Source organism: Mesorhizobium sp. M0904 (assembly GCF_040319475.1).
In the GTDB taxonomy this organism is placed as follows: Bacteria; Pseudomonadota; Alphaproteobacteria; order Rhizobiales; family Rhizobiaceae; genus Mesorhizobium.
Map to the genome: position 1 here is coordinate 53,595 of NZ_JAMYOC010000029.1, position 17,965 is coordinate 71,559.

General features: G+C 63.9%; 16 protein-coding genes and 1 pseudogene. 7 read left to right on the forward strand and 10 right to left on the reverse strand.

What is annotated here, in order from left to right:
• Positions 1–15 precede the first annotated feature (15 nt).
• From NKH80_RS26005 to NKH80_RS26025, 5 genes are all read right to left on the reverse strand, one after another.
• Positions 16–501: a hypothetical protein gene (locus NKH80_RS26005; RefSeq protein WP_352687025.1), complete on the reverse strand. Its 486-nt coding sequence runs from the start codon at positions 499–501 to the stop codon at positions 16–18.
• Positions 502–604: 103 nt separating this feature from the next.
• Positions 605–3,466, reverse strand: a complete 2,862-nt coding sequence (locus NKH80_RS26010; RefSeq protein ID WP_352994440.1) for a nitrate reductase — start codon at positions 3,464–3,466, stop codon at positions 605–607.
• 3 nt (positions 3,467–3,469) lie between these two features.
• Positions 3,470–3,799: a nitrite reductase small subunit NirD gene (gene nirD / locus NKH80_RS26015; protein ID WP_352994443.1), complete on the reverse strand. Its 330-nt coding sequence runs from the start codon at positions 3,797–3,799 to the stop codon at positions 3,470–3,472.
• A gap of 66 nt (positions 3,800–3,865) precedes the next feature.
• Positions 3,866–6,316 (reverse strand): nitrite reductase large subunit NirB, encoded by a 2,451-nt coding sequence (gene nirB / locus NKH80_RS26020; protein ID WP_352994446.1) that lies wholly within the window; start codon positions 6,314–6,316, stop codon positions 3,866–3,868.
• A 19-nt stretch (positions 6,317–6,335) separates the two neighbouring features.
• On the reverse strand, positions 6,336–7,637 hold the full coding sequence (locus NKH80_RS26025; RefSeq protein ID WP_352506990.1) for an MFS transporter: 1,302 nt from the start codon (positions 7,635–7,637) through the stop codon (positions 6,336–6,338).
• A 167-nt stretch (positions 7,638–7,804) separates the two neighbouring features.
• On the opposite strand from NKH80_RS26025, the gene NKH80_RS26030 reads away from it, so the two are divergent.
• Positions 7,805–7,996: a hypothetical protein gene (locus NKH80_RS26030; protein ID WP_352506991.1), complete on the forward strand. Its 192-nt coding sequence runs from the start codon at positions 7,805–7,807 to the stop codon at positions 7,994–7,996.
• A gap of 281 nt (positions 7,997–8,277) precedes the next feature.
• On the opposite strand, the gene NKH80_RS26035 is transcribed toward NKH80_RS26030, so the two are convergent.
• The 3 genes from NKH80_RS26035 to NKH80_RS26045 all read right to left on the reverse strand — a co-directional run bounded on the left by NKH80_RS26035 (position 8,278) and on the right by NKH80_RS26045 (position 11,345).
• Positions 8,278–9,075: an ABC transporter ATP-binding protein gene (locus NKH80_RS26035; RefSeq protein ID WP_352897452.1), complete on the reverse strand. Its 798-nt coding sequence runs from the start codon at positions 9,073–9,075 to the stop codon at positions 8,278–8,280.
• A gap of 11 nt (positions 9,076–9,086) precedes the next feature.
• A complete protein-coding gene (gene ntrB / locus NKH80_RS26040; protein ID WP_352994451.1) occupies positions 9,087–9,983 on the reverse strand; it encodes a nitrate ABC transporter permease in 897 nt (298 codons plus the stop codon).
• Positions 9,984–10,067: 84 nt separating this feature from the next.
• On the reverse strand, positions 10,068–11,345 hold the full coding sequence (locus tag NKH80_RS26045) for a CmpA/NrtA family ABC transporter substrate-binding protein (RefSeq protein WP_502900999.1): 1,278 nt from the start codon (positions 11,343–11,345) through the stop codon (positions 10,068–10,070).
• A 25-nt stretch (positions 11,346–11,370) separates the two neighbouring features.
• On the opposite strand from NKH80_RS26045, the gene NKH80_RS26050 reads away from it, so the two are divergent.
• Complete coding sequence (locus NKH80_RS26050; RefSeq protein WP_352448433.1) at positions 11,371–11,499, forward strand: hypothetical protein; 129 nt, start codon at positions 11,371–11,373, stop codon at positions 11,497–11,499.
• 243 nt (positions 11,500–11,742) lie between these two features.
• Here NKH80_RS26050 and NKH80_RS26055 read toward each other — a convergent pair whose 3' ends face one another.
• Positions 11,743–12,981 (reverse strand): CmpA/NrtA family ABC transporter substrate-binding protein, encoded by a 1,239-nt coding sequence (locus NKH80_RS26055; RefSeq protein ID WP_352994457.1) that lies wholly within the window; start codon positions 12,979–12,981, stop codon positions 11,743–11,745.
• Positions 12,982–12,983: 2 nt separating this feature from the next.
• Complete coding sequence (locus tag NKH80_RS26060) at positions 12,984–13,583, reverse strand: ANTAR domain-containing response regulator (RefSeq protein WP_023676288.1); 600 nt, start codon at positions 13,581–13,583, stop codon at positions 12,984–12,986.
• A gap of 111 nt (positions 13,584–13,694) precedes the next feature.
• Here NKH80_RS26060 and NKH80_RS26065 point away from each other — a divergent pair.
• The 5 genes and pseudogenes from NKH80_RS26065 to NKH80_RS26085 form a co-directional block, all read left to right on the forward strand.
• Positions 13,695–13,934: pseudogene (locus NKH80_RS26065) on the forward strand (ABC transporter permease); the annotation flags it as partial.
• A gap of 139 nt (positions 13,935–14,073) precedes the next feature.
• Positions 14,074–14,799, forward strand: coding sequence for a GntR family transcriptional regulator (locus tag NKH80_RS26070; RefSeq protein ID WP_352994460.1), 726 nt, complete (start codon positions 14,074–14,076; stop codon positions 14,797–14,799).
• 3 nt (positions 14,800–14,802) lie between these two features.
• Complete coding sequence (locus NKH80_RS26075) at positions 14,803–15,858, forward strand: ADP-ribosylglycohydrolase family protein (RefSeq protein ID WP_352994462.1); 1,056 nt, start codon at positions 14,803–14,805, stop codon at positions 15,856–15,858.
• Positions 15,855–16,838 (forward strand): PfkB family carbohydrate kinase, encoded by a 984-nt coding sequence (locus tag NKH80_RS26080; RefSeq protein WP_352994465.1) that lies wholly within the window; start codon positions 15,855–15,857, stop codon positions 16,836–16,838. The genes NKH80_RS26075 and NKH80_RS26080 overlap by 4 nt, the downstream gene beginning before the upstream one ends.
• 38 nt (positions 16,839–16,876) lie before the next feature.
• Positions 16,877–17,938 carry an ABC transporter substrate-binding protein gene (locus NKH80_RS26085; RefSeq protein ID WP_352804596.1) on the forward strand — a complete coding sequence of 354 codons (1,062 nt, stop codon included), beginning with the start codon at positions 16,877–16,879 and terminating at the stop codon, positions 17,936–17,938.
• Positions 17,939–17,965 lie beyond the last annotated feature (27 nt).

The following is a 17,965-nucleotide window of genomic DNA, read 5'->3' on the forward strand; positions in this document are numbered from 1 at the left end:
GACGGTCGCACATGCTCAGACGGTGAAGGACCAAAACAGGCAGGCCAGTGTTGCTGTGGCGAAGACGACGAAGAACAGGCTTCGCAACAGGATGTTGCGGCGCAGCTCGTTGATGAAGAGATGGCATCCGACGACGGCTGCGACAAACAGGAACCGCCAATTCAGCAGTGCCGGGAGCACATCGCGCTGACCGAAGGCAAATCTGGCGGCGAGACATCCAACGATGACCGCAAACAACACGATGATCGTCCAGAAGATCGCATCGGCGGCATGTGTCAGTACGATGCCGGCGAGCCTGATCGGCAGAACCATCATCAGCAGTGCGCTGAGAAAGTAGACCGCCGCGAGCGGAATGAACGCCCCCGCATCGGCGACGTCGCTCAAGCGCTTGGCGCCGATCGCGCCATAGGGATAGCCATGCCTGGCCACCGCCAGGCTGAGCGCCATCAGCAAGGCCGTCAGCACGGCGGCAAGCGCGAATGAGGTCAGGGCTTTGCTCATGAGGCTCCCGTTCCGAGCGAATCGAAGTCAGAACGTTGGTAGCCCATGGTTTGTAAATTGCTAGTAAGCATCATGCAGCGGCGCGGCAGAGTTCCTCGGCGCATCACTCCGCAGCTTGCAGACGCCGCCCGTCGATAATGGTCTTGATCTCGGCGCGGCAAGAGCCGCAATTGGTGCCGGCGTGAAGGACGGCTCCGATTGCCGCGACGCTGGTACAGCCGCCGCGTACCGCTTCCGCGATCTGGTTGGCACCGACCCCGAAACAGGCGCAGACGATGGCACCGCGGTCGACGCTGTTGCCGCCCGGGCGCCCGGCGACAATCGCCAGTCGCGCCTGCCGATCGGCATGGTCAGCACCAAGTTGTTCGACCGCCCAGCCGCGCGACACCGCTACCGGCGTAGGCGCAAGATAGAGCGCGCCGACCAGCCGATTGCCTGCGAAACGGGCGAAGCGATGGTGCCCGCCGGCGATGTCGTGATAGGCGAGCGTCTCGCCTTCCATGCCTAACAGCGCGGCGGCCAACCCGGTCCAGTCGCGGCTGTCCTGCAGCGCAATTTCAAGCCGCCAGCCGGCGGGGCTGCGGGCGAGGCTCCAGTAATCGGCGTCGATCGATGCGGGCCGTTCGGCAAGCACGGCGAAGCCGAAGGCTGTGGCGGCGAACCGCTCGATGCGGGCGGCAACATTCTTCGAGGCCGGTTGGCCTGAAATCGCATCGGTCGTCGGCGCGACCAACGCATCGACGCGCGCGCGGGCGGAGAACTGATCGGTCCAGTGCATCGGTACGAATACAGAGCCCTGGCGTTGACGCGCCGTCACCAGGGCGCGGACCAGCACCTCGCCATGGGCAGTCGAGACGCGGACGATCTCGGCATCGCCGATGCCGAAGTGCTGCGCATCCGACGGGTGGATTTCGACGAACGGTTCGGCCATGTGCTGCGACAAGCGCGGGCTCTTGCCGGTCCGCGTCATGGTGTGCCAATGGTCGCGCACGCGCCCGGTGTTGAGCACTAGCGGGTAGTCCGGGCTGGTGCGGGTTTGTGCGGCTGGGCGGATAGCAATGAAGCGCGCCCTGCGGTCGGGCGTGTAGAAGCTGCCGTTGGCGAAGAAGCGGGTGGTAAGTGAGGCTCGTCTTGCCTGAACCCCCAAGTCTTTTTCACTTTCAGCCTGAGCACCCCCCTCTGGCCTGCCGGCCATCTCCCCCGCAAGGGGGGAGATTGGCAGCTTTGGCGCCGGCTCTCCCCTTGCGGCATTGGAGATTAGCGAAGGCCGTGATGATAGCCGATCTCCCCCCTTCCGGGGGAGATGGCCGGCAGGCCAGAGGGGGGTGGCTTGGCTCGGCGCTGGCCACTGGAATGGCGCCAACTCCTCATAGGTCTCTGCATCCACATCGGCATAAGCGCCGATGTCGAAATCGCGAGCACTATCATTCTCGAATGCCGACAACGCCGCGTGCTCGGCGAAGATGTCGGCCGGCGACACATGCGAAAACGCCTCGCCAAAACCCATCCGCTTGGCCACTTCGGCGATGATCCACCAGTCGGCTCTTGCCTCGCCGGGCGTAACCAAAAAGGCGCGCTGGCGCGAGATGCGGCGTTCCGAATTGGTGACGGTGCCGTCCTTCTCGCCCCATGCCGCCGCCGGCAGCCGGACATGGGCGTGGCGGACCGTGTCGGTCTCGCCCAGCACGTCCGACACCACGACAAACGGGCAGGCCTTGATCGCCGCTTCGACGGCATCGGCATCCGGCATCGAATCGACTGGGTTGGTCGCCATAATCCACAGCGCCTTGATGCGTCCGTCGGCCACCGCGTCGAACATCTCGACCGCTTTCAGGCCGGGTTTTTCGGCGACAGCCGGCGCGTGCCAGAAGCGCTGCACGCGGTTCCGGTGCTCGGGGTTTTCGATCTCCATGTGGGCGGCCAGCATGTTGGCCATGCCGCCGACCTCACGGCCGCCCATGGCGTTGGGCTGGCCGGTCACCGAGAATGGCCCGGCGCCGGGCTTGCCGATGCGGCCGGTGGCTAGATGGCAGTTGATGATGGCGTTGACCTTGTCGGTGCCCGAAGACGACTGGTTCACGCCCTGGCTGTAGACGGTCACCGTCTTCGCCGTCGCGGCAAACAGACTGTAGAAGCGGGCCAGTTCATCCTCGCCAAGGCCGGTGGCCGCGGCGATGCCGGCCAGGTCCAGCGCCGAGGCGGCGAAAAGCGCTTGCCCGAAGCCGGTCGTGTGTGCCGTGATATAGGTGCGGTCCAACGCGTTGTACTGGCCGAGGTAGGCAAGCAGGCCGGTGAACAAAGCGACGTCGCCATCGGGCGCGATCGCCAGATGCATGTCGGCGATGTCTGACGTCATGGTGCGGCGTGGGTCGATCAGCACCACCTTCATCTCGGGCCGCTTTTCCCGGGCGGCGGCAATGCGCTGGTAGAGCACCGGATGGCACCAGGCGAGATTGGAGCCGACCAGCACGATCAGGTCGGCAAGTTCCAGATCCTCGTAATTTCCCGGAACGGTGTCCGAGCCAAAGGCGCGGCGGTGGCCGGCAACGGACGATGCCATGCACAGGCGCGAATTGGTGTCGATATTGGCCGAGCCGATGAAACCTTTCATCAGCTTGTTGGCGACGTAATAGTCCTCGGTCAGCAACTGGCCGGAGACGTAGAGGGCGACCGCGTTGGGCCCGTGTTCGGCAATGGTTTGCGAGAAGGTCGAAGCGACAAGGTTGAGCGCTTCGTCCCAGCCGGTGCGGCGACCGTGTATTTCCGGATGAAGCAGCCTGCCTTCGAGATCGGTGGTCTCGGCCAGCGCCGAGCCTTTGGAGCAGAGCCGGCCGAAATTCGCCGGGTGGTCCGGGTCGCCACGAACGGTTATTTCACCGTCTGCGGCGACCTTCGCCAGCACGCCGCAACCCACCCCACAATAGGGGCAGGTGGTCCTCACCTCGCGCGCTTCATCAGTCTGCATGGTTCACGCCGCGCGGCTGGCCAGCGCTTCCAGCGCAATGAACAGCCGCTCGCCGTCGATCCGCACCGCGATGGTGCGCACCGCGCCCTCGTCGGCGCCAAGCGCGTTGCCTGTCTCCAGCGAGATCACCCAATTGTGCAAGGGACAGGTCACCGCCGTGCCATGGACGATGCCCTGGCTGAGCGGCCCACCTTTGTGCGGGCAATGGTCATCGATGGCAAAGACCTGATCGTCAGCCGTACGAAAGACGGCGATCTTGCCTTCGGGCGTTGCGACGCAGCGCGCACCGCGACGCGGAATGTCAGACAGGGAGCCGATCGATACCCAATTCATATGGCCATTCCTCTTTGCGCGTTGTTCTTGTCCGAAAACCGCGTTCCACTTTTCGGGAACACGCGCCTACTCCGCCGCCTGTGCAAAGCCGACCGAAGCCAGCGGCCGGAATTCATGCTTGTCCTTGCCGGAAACGCGTTCCGACCACGGGTCGACCTGGGCGAATTTCTGCGAAAAGACGAAGCGGTCGAAATAGGCCTTGCGCTTCTCGCCATCGTCCATGATCTGACGCTTGATCTCGGCGATGCCGATGCGCTTGGCCCATTTGTAGATGCGCTCGAGATAGCGGCCCTGCTCGCGATACATCTGCGTCAGCGCCACGATATGCTCCAGCGCCTCGTCCTCGGTCTTGACCAGGCCAAGCACTTCGGTGCCCTTGATGTCGAGGCCGGCGGCGCCGGCGAAATGGATCTCATAGCCGCTGTCGACGCAGATCACGCCGACATCCTTGCAGGTCGCCTCGGCACAGTTTCGGGGACAGCCCGACACCGCCATCTTGACCTTGGCCGGCGTCCAAGAGCCCCACATGAATTTTTCGATACGGATGCCCAAGCCGGTCGAATCCTGCGTGCCGAAGCGGCACCAGTCCGAGCCGACGCAGGTCTTCACCGTGCGCAGTCCCTTGGCATAGGCGTGGCCGGAGACGAAGCCGGCCTGACCGAGATCGGCCCACACTGCCGGCAGGTCTTCCTTGCGGATGCCGAGCATGTCAATGCGCTGGCCGCCGGTGACCTTGACCATCGGAATGTCGAACTTGTCGACGACATCGGCGATGGCGCGCAATTCGGCGGCGTTGGTGACGCCGCCCCACATGCGCGGCACTACCGAATAGGTGCCGTCCTTCTGGATGTTGGCGTGGACGCGCTCGTTGATGAAGCGCGACTGGTAATCGTCGGCGTATTCGTCGGGCCAGTCGCAGACGAGATAATAGTTGAGCGCCGGCCGGCATTTGGCGCAGCCGCAAGAGGTCTTCCACTCCAGCTCCTGCATGACGGCGGGAATGGTCTTCAGGCCCTTGGCTTTGATCAGCCGGCGGACCTCGTCATGGCCAAGCGAGGTACAGTTGCACATCGGCTGGACCGCCGCGGGGTTGTATTTGTCGCCGATGGTCAGCACCATGAGCTTTTCGACCAGCCCGGTGCAGGAACCACAGGACGCCGACGCCTTGGTGTGGGCGCGCACATCGTCGAGCGAGGTCAAGCCCTTGGCCGTGATCGCGCCGGTGATCTTTCCCTTGCATACGCCGTTGCAGCCGCAGATTTCCGCATCATCCGGCAAGGCTGCAACGGCCGCCATAGGGTCCAGGGGGGCGCCTCCCTGGTAAGACTGGCCGAAGATGAGCGTGTCGCGCATCTCGGATATGTCGGTCTGCTTCTTCTTGAGGTCGTTGAACCAGGCGCCGTCCGTCGTCTCGCCGTAGAGCACGGTGCCGATGATGCGGTCGTCCTTCAGCACCAGGCGTTTGTAGACGCCGGCGGCGGCATCGCGCAGCACGATCTCCTGGCGGTCCTCGCCCTCGGCGAAGTCGCCGAGCGAGAACAGGTCGATGCCGGTGACCTTGAGCTTGGTCGGCGTGTCCATATGGACGAAAGCTGCCGTCTCGTTACCAGCCAGCTGGCTGGCGGCGACGCGCGCCATCTCATAGAGCGGCGCGACCAGCCCGTAGACCTGGCCGTTGACCTCGGCGCATTCGCCGATTGCGTAGATGTCCGGGTCGTTGCTGCGCATGCCGGCGTCGACGACGATGCCGCGATTGACGGCAATGCCGGCTTCCTTCGCCAGCACCGCGTTCGGCCTGATACCCACCGCCATGACGACGAGCGTTGCGGGAATGACGGTGCCGTCGGCAAGCTCCACCCGCTCGACCTTGCCGTTGCCGGTGATCGCCTGCGTGTTGGCCTTGGTGATGACCTTGATGCCGCGCTGCTCGACGGCACGCTGCAGGAGATAGCCTGCGGCCGGATCGAGCTGACGCTCCATCAGCGTCGGCATGACGTGCAGCACGGTGACGTCCATGCCTTGCGAGTTCAAGCCCGCTGCCGCCTCGAGCCCGAGCAGGCCGCCCCCAATGACGACAGCCTTGGCCCGCGACTGGGCGGCAAGCATCATGGCCCGGACGTCGTCCAGATCGCGATAGGTGAGCACGCCCGGCAGGTCATGGCCGGGCACCGGAATGATAAACGGCACCGAGCCGGTGGCGATGACGAGTTTGTCATAAGGCTCGGTCACGCCATGATCGGAGGTGACGGTCCTTGCCTGCCGGTCGATGGCGACGATCTTGTGGCCCTTGTAGAGGGTGATGCCGTGCTTGATGTACCAGCCGTCGCCATGGATGATGATCTCCTCATAGGCCTTTTCGCCCGACAGAACCGGCGACAGCATGATGCGGTCGTAGTTCACGCGCGGCTCGGCGTTGAAGATGGTGACCTGGTAGCGCCCAGGCGCCTTTTCCAGGAGATGCTCCAGCATGCGCCCGGGGGCCATGCCGTTGCCGATGATGACGAGTTTTTCGGTCATGTCCTGATCCACTCCGCTCTCACTCAGCCGCGTAGGAAAGGCCTGAAGCTTCGGCAGACGCCGTGCGCTCCATCCGCCGGATGGAAAAATGCATCCAGGCAAAGCACGTGGCGACGATGACGAAGAGCAGCATGAAGCAGCTCGACCAGACGCCGGTGAGGTCGTTGAGCACGCCGAAGGCGATTGGCAGGATAAAGCCGCCGAGCCCGCCAATCATGCCGACAACGCCGCCGACCGCGCCGACACTCTGCGGATAATAAGCCGGGATGTGCTTGTAGACGGCGGCCTTGCCAAGGCTCATGAAGAAGCCGAGCACACAGGCCACGGCTATGAAGGCGAGCGGGCCGATCTCGAAATGGAAGGCGATCGGCCCGCTGATACCGCGCACGACGTAGTCTGCCGAGGGGAGAGACAGAACGAGAGTCGCGACGGCACTGACAGCGAAGGTGCAGTAGAGCACGGTGCGGGCGCCGATCCGGTCGGAAAGCACGCCGCCATAGGCGCGGAAAATACTTGCCGGAATTGAATAGGCCGCGCCGATCATGCCGGCGGTCGCAAGTCCGAAGCCGTAGACGCCGATCAGGTAGCGGGGCAGCCACAGCGACAGCGCCACGAATGCACCGAAAGCGAAGAAATAATACAAGGCGAAACGCCAGACCTGCAGGTTCTTGAGCGGCGCGAATTCCTGCAAGAAGCTTCTCGCGGGTGCAGCCTTGCCGTCGCGGCGCTCGCGAATGACCGGATCGTCGCCGGTCGTGAACCAGAAGACGGCGGCCATGACGACAAGTGCTGCCGCCCAGATCAGCGCGACCGACTGCCAGCCCCAGGAGAGAAGCACGAACGGTGCCAGGAACTTGGTGACCGCGGCACCGACATTGCCGACACCGAAAATGCCAAGCGCCGTACCCTGCTTGCCGGCCGGGAAGAAGCGCGAGACATAGGCGACACCGACGGCGAAGGAACCGCCGGCGAGCCCAACGCCTAGCGCAGCGGCCAGCATCTGCCCGTAGGTGTGCGCAAACGCGAGCAGGAAGGTCGCGACTGCCGCCGCAAGCATGGTCGCGGTGTATACCAGCCGACCGCCAAAACGGTCGGTCCAGACACCGAGCACCATGCGCACAAGCGAGCCGGTGAGGATCGGCGTGCCGACGAGCAGGCCGAACTCCGTCTCGTTCAGCCCCAGTTCCTGCTTTATGCGCACGCCGATGATTGAAAAGATCGTCCACACCGCGAAGCAGACGGTGAAGGCGATGGTGGACATCAGAAGCGCCTGCCGGGGAGCAGTGTCCTGGCTGGGCGCGGCAGGGAGATTTGCGGTCATTTTCTGGCTCCGGTTTGCGGCGTGGGGGGCGGCACCGCCCTTGGCTGTTCGTTCGCGACTGTCAGCGGCGCGGCATCGGCGAACTGGTTGAAACCGAGCTGTGCACGGTCACTTCGAAACCTTTGCCGTCAGTCTTGGCGCCAGCGGGAAAGAGGACGAGCGCGGCGGTGAACAGCACGCTGCTGGCCAGAAAAATGGCGGCGCGTGAATTCCGCGAGGCACGCGCCAGTTCCGATCCGTTTCGTCATCGTCGTCTCCGGTTGGCGCCGCTTGGGACCAGCGCCGTCGATTGCGTCAAAACAAAAAAGCCGCCGGCCAGGTCTTCGCGTCCGGGATTCCGGGAGCGCGTGTGGACCTGAGCGGCAGCTTTGCCTGTGGCGCCCGCCATTGGACGCCGTGTCACTTGGCCCTTGCGGGCCTTACATTTTGGAAAGCAGGAAGCGTGCCAATTCGACAGCGCTCTTAATTATCGAATGAAATCAATATGAACCGCAGCCGCGCGACTTTTGACCAAGCTCGGCAGCGGATCAAAGATTAGTCAAGATGCCTTGCACAGCAGCATAATATTTGTGCAATGCGGTAGATTGCCCATTGCCGATGCAGATTTCCAATGATGATGACGCGTTAGCCCGTTATGGCCTCACTCCGCGGCTTCGACGAAGCGGTGGCGTTCGTAGAGGAATTTCAGCACCGCCTCGCGGCAGCGTAGGAAGGTGCGGTCGGAGGAAAGCTCGATGCGCCGACGCGGCCGGGCCAGCGGCACGGGAAGAACCTCGCCGATGGTGGCCGCCGGCCCGTTGGTCATCATGACGATGCGGTCGGACAATAGCACCGCCTCGTCGACATCGTGAGTGATCATGATCGTCGTCGAGCCGAGCCTCGAATGGATATCCATCACCGCGTCCTGCAGATGCGCACGGGTCAGCGCGTCGAGCGCCCCGAACGGCTCGTCGAGCAAAAGAATCTTCGGCTCCATCGCGAGCGCGCGCGCAATGCCGACGCGCTGCTTCATGCCGCCCGAAATCTCCGCTGGGCGCTTGTCTTTCGCATGCGCCATCTGCACGAGATCGAGATTGCGCATGATCCAGTCATGCCGTTCGGCCCGGCTCTTTTTGCCGCCGAAGACCTTGGATACCGCGAGGTTGATGTTTTCGTACACGGTGAGCCATGGCAGCAGGCTGTGGTTCTGGAACACCACGGCGCGTTCGGGACCGGGGCTGTCGACCTCCTTGTCCTCCAACAGAACCGCGCCGGCGGAGACCTTGGTCAGCCCGGCGATTAGATTGAGCAAGGTCGACTTGCCGCAGCCGGAATGGCCGATGATCGAGACGAATTCGCCCTTGTCGATGGTCAGTCTTATGTCCTTCAGGACCTCGCTGACCTGGCCGCCGCGCATGAAGGATTTATCGATATGGTCGAGTTTCAGATAGGCCGTCATCGTCCCTCTCCTCACTTTGCCGTTGTGCCGCGGGTGACGAAGGCGCCGACCGCCGCGACCAGGCGGTCGAGGCAAAAGCCGGTGACGCCGATATAGGCGAGTGCGACGATGATGTCGGGCAGCCGCGACGAATTCCAGGCATCCCAGATGAAGAAGCCGATACCGACGCCGCCGGTCAGCATTTCGGCGGCGACGATGGCAAGCCAGGACAGACCGATGCCGATGCGCAAGCCGGTGAAGATGTAAGGTGCCGCGGCCGGCACCATGATTTTCACGAAGAATTCGAGCTGGTTGAGCCTGAGGATGCGGGAGACGTTGCGATAGTCCTCTGGAATGTTGCGGACGCCGACGGCGGTGTTGATGATCACCGGCCAGATCGAGGTGATGAAGATGACGAAGATCGCCGACGGGCTGGAATCGCGGAACGCCGCCAGCGACAGCGGCAGCCAGGCGAGCGGCGGTACCGTGCGCAGGATCTGGAACACCGGATCAAGGCCGCGCATCGCCCAGATCGACTGGCCGACCAGAGCGCCGAGCGCGACGCCGACGACCGCCGCAAGGCCAAAGCCGATGGCGACGCGCTGCAGCGAGATCAGCACCCGCCAGGCGAGCCCAATGTCCTGCGGGCCATTGTTGAAGAACGGATGGGCGATCAGGTCGTAGGCCTCGTTCCAAACCTGGCTTGGCGGCGGCAGGCTGGCCGTCGGCGACGAACAGGCGACCTGCCAGACGACGAGCATGATCGCGACGACGATGACCGGCGGCACCAGCGTGCTGGCCAGCTTGCCTGCGATTGCGGCCGGGTCGAAGCGACGCCGCGCCCTGGCGGTGAAGGCGATGATTTCGGCGGGCTTGGAAGGCGCGGGGAACGGCTTCACCTTGCGGTCCTCGATGGCTTGGATAGACATTTCTCGAATGTTCCTTTGGCATTTGGCGACAAGCGGCGCCGTTGCGCTTGCGGCGACAAACGGCGCGAGCGCCGTTTGCACCGTTCAGGCCGATGCCTTGATCTTCAGGCTGTCGAGATAGGCGGACGGGTTCTCCGGATCGAACACCTTGCCGTCGAAGAAGGTCTCGACGCCGCGCGATGAAGACGCCGGGATATCGGCCGCGGCGACACCAAGATCCTTGGCCGCTTCGCGCCACAGATCCTCGCGATTGACCTGGGCGACCAGCGCCTTGATGTCGGTGGTCGGCGCGAACTTGCCCCAGCGGATGTTTTCGGCGAGGAACCAGCTGTCGTGGCTCTTGAAGGGATAGGACACGCCGCCCTGCCAGAACTTCATGTAGAGATCTGTGCCGTTGGCGACGCGGCCATTGCCGTAATTGATGTCGCCCTTGAGGCGGCCGATGATGTCGGCGGTCGGCACGTTCATCCATTGCCGCTTGCCGATGATGGCGGCCATCTCGTCCTTGTTTTCCTTGGCTTCGCACCATTGCTGGGCTGCCATGACGGCCATCAGGATCGCCTTGGTGGCGTTCGGGTACTTGTCGATGAAGGCGGCGCGCAGGCCGAGCGCCTTTTCCGGATGGCCCTTCCATAGCTCGCCAGTGGTGGCGGCGGTGAAGCCGACGCCCTGGTGGACGAGCTGCTCGTTCCACGGCTCGCCGACACAGAACACGTCCATGTTGCCGACCTTCATGTTGGCGACCATCTGCGGCGGCGGCACGACGATGGTCGAGACGTCCTTGTCGGGATCGATGCCGCCGGCGGCCAGCCAGTAGCGCAGCCAGAGGTCGTGCGTGCCGCCCGGGAAGGTCATGGCGGCCTTGACCTCCTTGCCAGCGGCCTGCTTGGCAGCGAAGGCATCCTTCAGCCTGGAGGCGTCGAGGGCGACGCCGGTGGCGGCATATTCCTGGGCAACGGAAATGCCCTGGCAGTCGTAGTTGAGGCGCGCCACGATCGCCATCGGCAGCGGCTGCTTGTTCTGCGTCACCTTGCCGGTGTGCATCAGATAAGGCATCGGCGTCAGGATATGGGCGCCGTCAATGCCGTTGGCTTCGCCGCCGAGCACCAGATTATCGCGCGTCGCCCCCCAGGAGGCCTGCTTGAGCACCTCGACATCGGGCATGCCGAATTTCTCGAACAGGCCTTTCTCCTTGGCGATCATCAACGGTGCTGCATCAGTCAATGCGATGAAGCCGAGCTTGGCGCCCGTGACTTCCGGTACGGCGGTAGCCGCATAGGCGCCGGAGGGCAGCAGCGCACGCGCCGCGGCCAGCGTTGCCGCGGTGGCCGCGCTGATCCTCAGGAAATCGCGGCGGCTCATCGCCGTTTGGGCGGAATGGCTATTGGTGCTTTTCGTCATCGTCATCTCCGGTTGGGCGCGGCTTGGGATCGGCGCCGTCGATTGCGTGTTCGACCAAAACAAAAAAGCCGCCGGCCAGGCCGCGCGCGTCCGTCCATCCGGGATCGCGTGTTGACCTGAGCGGCAGCTTTGCCTGTAGCGCCCGCCATTGGACGCGCATTCCGTGACCCGAGAAGAGTCTGCCTATTGCTAAGCAGGAACCGTGCCAGGTTCGGAATGGATGACAAACATCAATGAGATCAACCGCATGCCAAAATCGTCGGCGCCCCGGCCCGCCGGGCGAGCAAGCCAAAGATTGTTCATTAGCGCAGTTGCACGCACATTTTTTGTGCAGTGCACAAGAATGGCGCGGAAATGATCAGGCTTCAGCACGCGCCAATTTCTGGCCGGCAATGTAGGCGTCGATCTCGTCGGGATCGAAGATCTGGCCATCGAAGAAACCATCGGGACCGAGCACCAGGCTTGCCCCCGCCGAACCAACTGGGGTCGCGGCCTTCAGCGCGCCCTCGACCTTGGCATTGGCACCGGGAAGCGCCACGCCAAGCGGCTTCAACGCCGAGCGGTAGAGATCGGGGCGGTAGCAGTCGCGGGCAATAGCGAGGTTTTCCGGCGTGTGCGCGACATGCCCCCAGCGCACCATCTGCGTGTAGAACCACAGCGCATGACTCTTCCACGGGAAGTTCGCCGCCTTGTCGAAGGGCAGAAAGAAGTCGCCGACGCTCAGTTCGGCGCCGCCGCCGAGCGCCAGATGCCCGCTGAGGATCGGCATCTGAAGCGCCGGCGCCAGGCCGAGAAAGGCCGGCTGCGCCATCAGGGCCGCGAGTTCGCCACGGTTTGCCGGGTCCTGGCACCAGCGCGCCGCATGATGCAGCGCGCGCAGCAGAGCCGAAAGCGTGTCCGGCTCTCTTTCGGCCCATGCCTTGCGCACGCCGACGACTTTCTCCGGGCTGGTCTTCCAGATGGCCGCCTTGACCGTGGCGATATGCCCGGTGCCGGCAACGACCGCGGCGCTGTTCCAGGGTTCGCCGACGCAGTAGCCGTCGATCCTGCCGGCGGCGAGCGCGTCGGCCATGAATGGCGGCGGCACGATGACGATTTCGATTTCACGCGACGGGTCGATGCCGCAGGCGGCGAGCCAGTAGCGCAGTTCGTAATTGTGCCCGGAATGCGGATGGACGACGGCGAAGCGCAGCGGATCGCCGCCGCCATTCGCCCGTTCGCGGATCAGCGCGCCCAACGCCTTGCCGGCCCGCGCCGGATCGAGATCGGGCCGGGCGCCGTGCGCGGCCATGCCGGCCCAGACGGCGTTCGAAACCGTCACGCAATTGCCGCCGAGGCCGAGCGAGAACGGCACGACGGTGTCGGAGGCGAGCGGCGTCAGCCCCAGATTGCAGGCGATCGGCATCGGCCCCAGCATATGCGCCAGGTCGAAATGGCCGATGGCGATGCGGTCGCGGATGTTGGCCCAGGACGTTTCCCGGTTGAGCGTCAGGTCGATGCCTTCACGCAAGGCGAAGCCGATTTCCTTCGCCGCGACAAGGACGGCGCTGTCGAAGAGCGGCATGAAGCCAACATTGATCCGGTGCTCGGCCGCCATTCTCAACTCTCCTCGGGATCCAGAAGCCCTGCCGCCGTCACCAGGCTCTGCGCGATTTCGGCGATCTTGCGGTTCTGGTTCATGGCTGTCTTGCGCAGCAGCGTGTAGGCCGCGTCCTCCGACAGGCCGCGCGACTTCATCAGGATGCCCTTGGCGCGATCGATCACCTTGCGGCTCTCCAACTCGCTGCGGGCCTCTTCCAGTTCGCGCGCCATGCGCGAGAAGGCGTTGAAGCGACTGATCGCCATATCGAGGATCGGCTTGACCCGCTCCTGGCGCAGGCCGTCGACGACATAGGCCGACACCCCGGCTTCCACCGCTGCCTCGATCGACGCTTGGTCCGAGCGGTCGACGAACATGGCGATCGGCCGCTTCACCACGCGCGAAAGCTGGAACATGTTTTCGAGCATGTCGCGGTTGGGATTTTCGAGATCGATGACGATGACGTCGGGTTCGATCTCGGCGATCCGCCGCGCTATGCCGGCGACGTCATGGATTACCGTGACCTGCTGGTGCCCGGCCTCCCGCAATCCCGCTTCGATTATCGAAGCGCGGATGTGGTTCTCATCGATCACCAGGACAGTGAGGGATTTGCGGATCATGCCGCATTTTGCGCAGGCGAGGCGATTGTGCAATGCGGCATAGCGAGATTCACGGAAACAAAGCCGACGCGCCGCCTGAGGTACTGGACGCGACGGCCGGCGTCGCGGGCGGCGGGCGGCGACAACGAACGGGCAACGCGCCTGTCCGGCGTCTGCTCCTGGCAGGCGATCACCGCGCCCTACATCATCTCGAGCGTGCTCGCACTGCTCTATATCGGCCTGATCAAAGCGCCGTCACTGTCGCTCGCCGAACCGCTGGTGCTGCCTTCGGTGCCCGCGGCCGTCGGCGGCGGAACCTCGATCTCCGGCGGCCGCGGCGGCTCCACCATCATCGGGGCGCTGATCCTCACCCGAAACGCCGTGCGGTCAGATAGTCATGGGATTTGAAAGCGTCCTTCACGGCTGCAGGCCAGATATCAGTCGTCGTTGACAAGACCACCGCGTGAGGATAATGAACACGATCATACAGGTTCACTGAACAGGTATCCAAATGATGCGGCGCTCGGTTCAACTCTCTCCCGGCACGGGCAAGCCCGAGCAGATCGCCACTGTTCTCGAACATGAAATCCGCTCCGGTGTTCTGGGCTTCGGCGACCGGTTGCAAAGCGAGAACGAGCTCGTCCAGCGTTTCTCCGTCAGCCGTAACACCGTTCGCAAGGGCCTCGAGGAACTGTCAAGCCGCGGACTGATCACCACCAAGGTCGGCATCGGCTCTTTCGTCACCTTCGATGGCAAGCCCGTCGATGACTCAATCGGTTGGTCGCGGGCGCTCGCCAACGCCGGCGCCAATGCCGAGACGCGCACCCTGCGGCTTGAGGTGATCGAGGATCCTGATCTTGCCGCGCTACTTGGTATAGAAAACCCGTTTTTCATCGCTGTCGACCGGGTGCGCACCAATGCCAGCGACGGCCACGCTATTTCCATCGAGCGCAGCCGACTGCCATTGTCGCCCGAACTGGAGGACGTGCCGTTGCGCGGCCTGCGCGAAGGCTCGCTGCACCAGACGCTGCGCGGCGCCGGCCTCATTCCCGACCATGGCGACGAATGGGTGGGCATCGAAATGCTCAACGCCGACGATGCCGCAATCCTCGGCTGCCCGCAAGGCACGCCGTTCCTGCGCGGTCGCCGGTTGACGCGTGCGGCCGATGACCGGCCGATCGAATATGTGACCAGCCTGCTCAACCCGGCGCATTTTGCGCTGCATATGAGGTTCTGAGAGATGCCCGACGACACCCGGGACACGACCGATCGGGCTATGGGAGCGCTTGTCGGCGGGGCACTGGGAGATGCGCTGGGCATGCCGACGCAGCTTTTGTCGCCGGCGCGGATTGCCGAACTCTACGGCCATGTCGAAGGCTTCATTACTCCTTTCGCCGACCATCCGGTGTCGAAGGGGCTCCCGGCCGGAACGATCACCGACGACACCGAACAGGCGCTTCTGCTTGGCCGTATCTTGGTCGAATCCGGTAACCGGTTCGACCATGCGCGGTGGGTCAACGCGCTGCTCGACTGGGAACGCGATGTCAAGGCGCGCGGCAGCTACGATCTGCTGGGACCATCAACCAAACGCGCCATCGACGCCATCAACAATGGTATACCAGCCGAGGAAGCCGGGCGCAGTGGCGACACAAATGGTGCGGCCATGCGCATCGCGCCAGTAGGTATCATGATGCCGCTGGAGCCGCTTGACGCGCTGGTCGCCAAAGTGGCCGAAACCTGCATGGCGACGCACAACACGTCGATCGCAATCGCTTCGGCCGCAGCGGTCGCTGCCGCCATCAGCCGCGGCGTCGCTGGCGGTGACTGGCGTGCCGCTTCCGACAACGCCATCACGGCAGCGAGACGAGGGGCGACGCTCGGCCATTGGGCGACCGGCGGTGACATTGCTGCGCGCATTGCTTGGGCGCAGGAGCTTGTGCGCGGCAAGGCGACGAAGGACGCGATCCGGCTGATCATCGATCTGGTCGGCACCGGCGTCGCCAGCCAGGAGTCGGTTCCGGCTGCATTCGCAGTGCTGGAAGTCGCCGGTGGTGACCCTTGGCAGGCGGCAGTCATCAGTGCCAATCTCGGTGGCGACACCGATACGATCGGCGCCATCGCGGCCGGCATGGCCGGTGCCTGCACCGGCTTTTCCCGATTGCCTCAGAACCGCATTGCAAACCTCAAGGGCATCGACATGACGGGGGTTAGCGCCCTCGCCGCCGACCTTGTTGTGGCGCGGATGTCCAAGGGCCGTGTGGACAAGGGCAGTGGCGGCAAGGATGCGGCGGCATGAGAGGGCGTCTCGTCCATGTCGGCAGCGCGGTGGTCGACTATGTTTACCGCATCGATGCCTTGCCGGCCCCGGGCACGGAGAAGACTGCGTCGAGCTATGCACGAGTCGCCGGCGGCGGCTTCAACATGATGGTCGCGGCCAGCCGCACCGGCATGAAGGTGGTGTTCGGCGGCCAACTCGGCAGCGGACCCAATGGCGACTTCCTGCGCAGCGCCTTCAACGCCGAGGGTATCAGTACTATGACCCCGCCATCGCCCATGATGGACAGCGGCCATTGCGTCGCCTTGATCTCGAGCGATGCCGAACGCACCTTCGTGTCTTGGCCGGGTGCTGAAAGCGTACTCAGCCTCGACATGCTGGCGCCCGTGGTGGTCGCTGCAGACGACTGGGTGTTCACGTCAGGCTATACGCTGAGCTATCCCAAGAGCCGCGACGCGCTCACCGACTGGATCGAGGCGCTTCCGGCCGACACACCGCTTGTCCTCGACCCGACACCTGTCATCACCGACATTCCCCACCCTATCCTGTCGCGGATACTCGCCCGTACTACCTGGTTGAGCTGCAACACGACGGAAGCGGCCGCCATTGCCGGTCCGGGCGCCGTCGAGACACTCGCGTCACGGCTGCTAAGTGACCACTCCCCTAAGGCCGTTGGCGTCGTCATTCGTGCTGGCGCGAAAGGCTGCCATGTGCGGCTGGCCGACGGCTCGGCGCAAACGATTGCCGGCTTCGAGGTCGCCGCCCTCGACACCAATGGCGCCGGCGACACCCATATCGGCGCTTTCGTCAGTGCGCTGGCGCGCGGCATGCCGCCTTTTGCGGCAGCGCACTACGCCAATGCGGCGGCGGCCATTTCCGTCACCCGCCACGGTGGTTCATCAGCGCCGACCGACCACGAGATCCAGACATTCCTGAGCCATGGCAGTCCGCCGATCGGCCTCCATGGCCAGAAGCAAGAGGCCAAACGCCAGACAGCCTGACAAGCCCGGGAAGCGGGCAAACACAGAGAGGAACGAACATGCGCATGCCCGACTTGACTGCCCTGCTGACGGCGACCGCCGTCCTCACCTCCGCACTTGCATTTGCCGCTAACGCCGACGAGGTGCACGTACTCAACTGGAAGGGCTACGGCGCCGACGAGCCGTGGGCCATCGAGGCCTTCGAGAAGGCGACCGGCAACAAGGTCGTCAACGACTTCTTCAATTCCGAACAGGAAATGCTCACCAAGCTCAGGACCAATCCCGGCCTCTACGACGTCGTTATGATCAACGCCGCCTTCAACGACCAGGCAATGGCGGAAAAGCTGATCCAGCCGATCGACACATCCAAGCTGCCGAACTATGCCGACATCAGCAAGGACAAGGCGAGTTCGCCGATGCTTGTCCATAACGGCAAGGTCTATGGGGTACCGTGGGTCTGGGGACTGACGGCGCTCGCCATCAACGACAAGTCCTTCGACAAGCCGCCAACGAGCATCGCTGAAATGTGGGATCCCGCCCACAAGGGCCGCGTCACCATCCGTGACGATGCCGTCGAGGCGGTGCAGTTCGGCGCCATTGCCACCGGCCAGAACATCAACGATGTCAAGGACATGGAGGCGGTCAAGGCGAAACTCACCTCGCTCATGCCGCAGATCAAGACGTTCTGGAGCTCGGAGAACGACTGGAACCAGATGGTTGCCTCTAACCAGATCGACATCGGCACCTATTGGAGCGGCTCGGCCGACCGCGCCAAGACCCATTTCAAGCTGCCAGTCTCGCTCGTGATCCCGCGGGAGGGCGCTGTCGCCTGGCTCGACGCCTTCTCCATTCCCGTCGGTTCCAAGAATGTCGCCGGCGCCGAGGCCTTCATCAACTACATGGTCGACCCGAAGTTCTATGTCGAATGGGTCACCAAGGTCGGAGCCCCGGTATCTGCCAATACCAAGGCCGTGGAAGCACTTCCCGAGGATGCGTTCAACCGCAAGGTGATGGGTGACCCGGCAGTTGCCAAGCGCATTCAGTTCCAGGCGCCGATCACAGACGCCCAGCGCGAAGCCTATCTGTCGCTCTGGCAGCAGCTCAAGGTCAACGTGAAGTAACAGCAGAAAGCGGGATCAGCCGATCAT

Excerpts from the sequence above, each read along its gene's own strand:
- nirB (WP_352994446.1), bottom strand. The coding sequence starts at position 6,316 with ATGACCGAAAAACTCGTCATCATCGGCAACGGCATGGCCCCCGGGCGC.
- NKH80_RS26055 (WP_352994457.1), bottom strand. The coding sequence starts at position 12,981 with ATGGCGGCCGAGCACCGGATCAATGTTGGCTTCATGCCGCTCTTCGAC.
- NKH80_RS26010 (WP_352994440.1), bottom strand. The coding sequence starts at position 3,466 with ATGCAGACTGATGAAGCGCGCGAGGTGAGGACCACCTGCCCCTATTGT.
- NKH80_RS26085 (WP_352804596.1), top strand. The coding sequence starts at position 16,877 with ATGCGCATGCCCGACTTGACTGCCCTGCTGACGGCGACCGCCGTCCTC.
- NKH80_RS26070 (WP_352994460.1), top strand. The coding sequence starts at position 14,074 with ATGATGCGGCGCTCGGTTCAACTCTCTCCCGGCACGGGCAAGCCCGAG.
- ntrB (WP_352994451.1), bottom strand. The coding sequence starts at position 9,983 with ATGTCTATCCAAGCCATCGAGGACCGCAAGGTGAAGCCGTTCCCCGCG.
- nirD (WP_352994443.1), bottom strand. The coding sequence starts at position 3,799 with ATGAATTGGGTATCGATCGGCTCCCTGTCTGACATTCCGCGTCGCGGT.
- NKH80_RS26075 (WP_352994462.1), top strand. The coding sequence starts at position 14,803 with ATGCCCGACGACACCCGGGACACGACCGATCGGGCTATGGGAGCGCTT.
- NKH80_RS26060 (WP_023676288.1), bottom strand. The coding sequence starts at position 13,583 with ATGATCCGCAAATCCCTCACTGTCCTGGTGATCGATGAGAACCACATC.
- NKH80_RS26080 (WP_352994465.1), top strand. The coding sequence starts at position 15,855 with ATGAGAGGGCGTCTCGTCCATGTCGGCAGCGCGGTGGTCGACTATGTT.
- NKH80_RS26035 (WP_352897452.1), bottom strand. The coding sequence starts at position 9,075 with ATGACGGCCTATCTGAAACTCGACCATATCGATAAATCCTTCATGCGC.
- NKH80_RS26005 (WP_352687025.1), bottom strand. The coding sequence starts at position 501 with ATGAGCAAAGCCCTGACCTCATTCGCGCTTGCCGCCGTGCTGACGGCC.
- NKH80_RS26025 (WP_352506990.1), bottom strand. The coding sequence starts at position 7,637 with ATGACCGCAAATCTCCCTGCCGCGCCCAGCCAGGACACTGCTCCCCGG.
- NKH80_RS26045 (WP_502900999.1), bottom strand. The coding sequence starts at position 11,345 with ATGAGCCGCCGCGATTTCCTGAGGATCAGCGCGGCCACCGCGGCAACG.